General features: G+C 47.4%; 6 protein-coding genes and 1 riboswitch. All 6 genes read right to left on the reverse strand.

All coding sequences use genetic code 11. The features are described 5' to 3' along the window. Positions 1-209: 209 nt before the first annotated feature. A complete protein-coding gene (locus JOD21_RS19100) occupies positions 210-908 on the reverse strand; it encodes an energy-coupling factor transporter transmembrane component T family protein (protein WP_338032938.1) in 699 nt (232 codons plus the stop codon). Further along, positions 880-2,259, reverse strand: a complete 1,380-nt coding sequence (locus JOD21_RS19105) for an ABC transporter ATP-binding protein (protein WP_239581705.1) — start codon at positions 2,257-2,259, stop codon at positions 880-882. Before JOD21_RS19105 ends, JOD21_RS19100 begins: the two co-directional genes overlap by 29 nt. Further along, positions 2,252-2,824 carry an ECF transporter S component gene (locus JOD21_RS19110; protein ID WP_204731088.1) on the reverse strand — a complete coding sequence of 191 codons (573 nt, stop codon included), beginning with the start codon at positions 2,822-2,824 and terminating at the stop codon, positions 2,252-2,254. Before JOD21_RS19110 ends, JOD21_RS19105 begins: the two co-directional genes overlap by 8 nt. Further along, on the reverse strand, positions 2,817-3,407 hold the full coding sequence (locus tag JOD21_RS19115; RefSeq protein ID WP_204731089.1) for a YkoF family thiamine/hydroxymethylpyrimidine-binding protein: 591 nt from the start codon (positions 3,405-3,407) through the stop codon (positions 2,817-2,819). The genes JOD21_RS19110 and JOD21_RS19115 overlap by 8 nt, the downstream gene beginning before the upstream one ends. An 80-nt stretch (positions 3,408-3,487) precedes the next feature. After that, positions 3,488-3,591, reverse strand: a riboswitch (TPP riboswitch). A gap of 102 nt (positions 3,592-3,693) precedes the next feature. Continuing rightward, a complete protein-coding gene (locus tag JOD21_RS19120) occupies positions 3,694-3,861 on the reverse strand; it encodes a hypothetical protein (RefSeq protein ID WP_204731090.1) in 168 nt (55 codons plus the stop codon). Between the two features lie 15 nt (positions 3,862-3,876). Further along, on the reverse strand, positions 3,877-4,065 hold the full coding sequence (locus JOD21_RS19125; protein ID WP_204731091.1) for a DNA-directed RNA polymerase subunit alpha C-terminal domain-containing protein: 189 nt from the start codon (positions 4,063-4,065) through the stop codon (positions 3,877-3,879). Between the last annotated feature and the right edge of the window lie 140 nt (positions 4,066-4,205).

The raw sequence follows: 4,205 nt of genomic DNA on the forward strand, positions 1-4,205 counted from the left end.
CATTAGAGAAAAGCCGTCCCGGAAGGGTACGGCTTTTCTGTTGCCTCAAATATGACCATGAAAGTAATCAACGTGTGAATGCTTTGACGCTTACGGTTGTTCTGAGAAAAATAGTCATTGTTCTTAGAAAAACCGTAAACGTTCGGAGGAAAGTGATGATAGTCCTATTCAACATAACCAAAAATACAGCCGGTCGACCCGGCTGTATTTTACAGTAACCATCCCGCCGCCATACTGCCACACAGCAGAAGCAGTATTAAAAGACTACCTGCAGCATCAGCGCGACCAATCGTAATCTTACGATAGAAATCCCTGCCCCCTTCACCGGTAAACCCGCGCGCTTCCATTGCGAAAGCAGTCCGCTCAGCTTTACGGACAGCACCTGCAAGCATGGGGATTAGTACATGCCTCATGGCCAGTACTCTTTTGACAGGGGACTTCGGCACTTCAACGCCGCGCAGCTGCTGGGCCTGCCGGATCTGAGAAAATTCATCCTTCAGCACAGGCAAAAACTGATAGCCGACCAGAATGCTATAGGCGATTTTGGGCGAAAGCTTCAGCTGCTGCATCAGGCTCAGGATAAAATCAACCGGTTTTGTTGTAAAAACAAAAAGCAGGGACAGGCTTGAAAAAGCAAGTACACGAAAACTCAACGACAGTGCTGTGCCGAGCGTGCTGTCCTCATTGCCAAAGACAAGGGTTGTCCAGAAATAGCCGACTGCCCCGAACAGGAAGGGAAGCATCATCAGGCTCCATGTTTTCCACGATACTTTGGCAAATAACAGCTGAATCAGTACGACACCGGTGAAGAACACGAGTGGCGTCCATGGATTAAAAAAGAACGCCATCGCAATCATTGAGACCGTGATCATGACAAACTTAACCGAAGGATTCATGCGGTTGATCACATGACTCACCTCCTGATGGCGCAAGCAGATGATGCCGTTCAAGCAGTTTGCGATTCTCCCAGACTGTCTGCGGCTGATATGGCCCGCTCAGCTCGCCTTCACGAAGTAACAGCAGTGAGTCGGCAATCCGGTCTGCAAAATTCATATCATGCGTCACAATCAAAAACGTCACGCCTTCATTCGCACGTGCAATGATCAGATTTTCAAGCTCCCTTAAAGCAGCAGCATCCTGCCCGGCAGTCGGCTCGTCCATTGTAATGACCGGACGTCCGTCACAAAGCATGGCGCCAATAGCAGTACGCCTTTTCTGGCCGTGACTGACCGCAAACGGATTTGATTCACTGACGTCATCCAGATACAAACGCTTCAATACTTCATCAACCCCGCTGCCGCCGCCAAAAGAAAGCTCTTCCCGGACGGACTTTGTGATAAATAGAAATTCAGGTGACTGCGGTACGTAACCGATCCGCTCCGGTGACACAGATCCGCCAGTGGACTTCAGTCCGCAAAGCGCTTTTAAAAGCGTCGACTTTCCGCTACCGTTCGGACCTGCTAGCACTGCGATTTCACCTTTTTTTAAGGTGAATGTTACAGGTGATACGATCGGTTCGACAGCAAGTTCTTTTGCAGATAGAGCCACGTCACCGGATCGAAGCGGCTCGCGTGTGAAAGCTGGTTCAAGACGTTTCCCCGAAACCATCTGCCACTCACGGTCAAAGAAATCGCCCCACATATCAACCTGATGATCGATCGCAATGACAGTCAGGTTGCCTTTTTCATGTAAATGCTTAAGCCATTTTACAAAATCCTGTGCAGTAACCGGATCTAAATGTGTGAGCGGTTCATCAAGCAAAAGGATTTCAGGCTCTAACACCCAAGCGCAGGCTGTCGCAACACGCTGCTTCTGTCCGCCTGATAACGTCTGTATAACAGCATCCCTGAATGATTCCAGGCCGGTTTCCTTCAGCACTTTTTGAATCCGTGCATCGATCTCAGCAGTGGGTACTTTCACATTTTCAAGTGTAAAAGCAAGCTCTTCTTCAACCGTCTGCATACAAAATTGACTGTCAGGGTCCTGAAATACTGTTGCAATTCGCCTGTTGATTTCACCGGGTGCATACATTGAAGCCGGTTTTTCAAAAAGCTCTACTGTTCCTGAGACGATCCCGTCACAGTTCTCCGGATACAATCTATTCAGCAGGTAGAGCAGCGATGACTTCCCGCAGCCGCTCGGACCGGTAATAACGACGCGCTCACCGGCCCTTACCTCGAAATTAATATGTTCAAAAACAGGCATTTCATCATCGGGAAACCGGAATGATACATCCTGCAGTGAAATCACCTTACGCATGTGCATCACGCTTTGTAATCGCATATCCTCTCAATGAGCCTGTTGCAAGCAGGGCATCAACCAGATATTTACCGCCAATTCCCGCGATGATTGCTCCGCTCATGACACGGATCACAAACATCAGCAGTACATACTCTGTGCTGAGTGAGGCAAATCCGCCGAGCAGATAACCATAGACAAAGCTGAATACAGCAGCACCGGCACCGGCCAACATATAAATGCCGAGGTTGAAGTGGCGGTACCTGGTTGCGGCAAATGCTGCTTCAGCACCAAGCCCCTGAATCACACCTGCTAAAATCAGGCGCGGTCCGACTGCATTTCCAAGCATGACCTCAATAGCTGCTGCCATCGTTTCAGGAATGACAGCTGCTCCAGGCTTTCTAATAATTGACATGACGATAATTGATACAATAAACCAGATGCCAAAGAGCCACTCATACGCAATTGGACCAATAAGCGAAGCCCAGATGTTTCCCACGTGCAAAAATAATAAATATATGATCCCGAATACAACTGCAAACAGTGACATCAGGACAATCTCTTTTAATTTCCAGCTATTAAGCATGATGATTCCCCTTATGAGATGGACTATTGATACTCATCGAAACGGTCATAACTAAATGACGGTACTCATCGGATCTTGCAGCGCCAAACGTCTCCTCATAAAAATCGAATACTTCATGAATATCCCCGTGAATGCCACTTGCATAATGCATCGAATCATTGAACACACCGCGCTCCTTCGCACGGTCCACTTCGCGGTAAATGACATTCATATAATCCGGATGATTCATCGGATAAAGCGCAAACTGTGATGAGACATATTGTTTTGTGTCGTCATGATTGTGTACTTTTGGATCTGCCTCCATGTAGGAGTCACCGGCAGTATCTCCCGGACATCCTGCTGAAAAAGTTGCATTCATCGCTACATGTTCTCCAGTTTTTGCGGCATGCAGCGTAATGGCTTTGATGACATTAAATACATGCTGCTCCTGACCGCGGATCACAGTTGATACATCATCTGTATGCTTCCAGACACCTGACAGGTCTGTTGCCTCAAGTGCCCCTTTAATCACTGGGATAAAATCTCCCGTCATTGGATGCAGCGAAAACCGGCACCCGACAATGTTGCTTGTTCCACATTCCATTTTCAATTCCCCCTGAGCAGTTTTTACACAAAAAAAGACCACATCCGCGAAAGATGTAGCCACTGCTCCTGAATCGTAAAAGAGAAGTCACTACACTTCCTCACGCAGGTATTATCCTGATCGAGTCATAAGGGATCGGAGCAAATGCTCACATCTCAGCTAAATCGCACCCCTAGTGCAGATAACGGTATGTAGTTTTTCTGTGCACGACCACTATATCACCAGGAAGTGGAATACGCAACACCTGAAAAACTAATTTAACCCAATTATTTACTTTTTTCATATTTTATCCCCGGGGGTCGAAAACAAGTACACCGATCACTGCAATGACAAAACTGAATAAGACTGAGTAAAACCAGTGCCGCCCCTGAACGGTACCATTCAAAATATTCATCAGTGCGCTGATACAGAATGTAACAAAAAACACGAAAAGGATCAGAATGATCGTCATCATATGCGCCGTCTCCTTTTAATTGTTTTTAAACACATCAGGCCCGCCGGCTTCCTTCAGCTGCCGAATGGTTTTCGGGCCCACTCCATGAAGGGATAGAAGCTCTTTCTCAGTATATTTTCTAATGTCATTCATCGTTTTGATGCCTGCCGCTGTGAATGCGCGCTGGGAAGGTTTACTTAAGTTAGAAGGCAAATCGCTGGTCATGATTATGTTCCTCCTTTTTTCTTAAGCTCTGATAAAGGTGGCTGGTGATTTCCGCTCCAGGGGGAACGCTTTCCGCAGGGCGTGCGGTGAGCCTCCTGATATGAACAAAACTGTCAAGAGTGCTGCTCCCAACCCGGTTT

Source organism: Jeotgalibacillus terrae (genome assembly GCF_016908195.1).
GTDB lineage: Bacteria > Bacillota > Bacilli > Bacillales > Jeotgalibacillaceae > Jeotgalibacillus > Jeotgalibacillus terrae.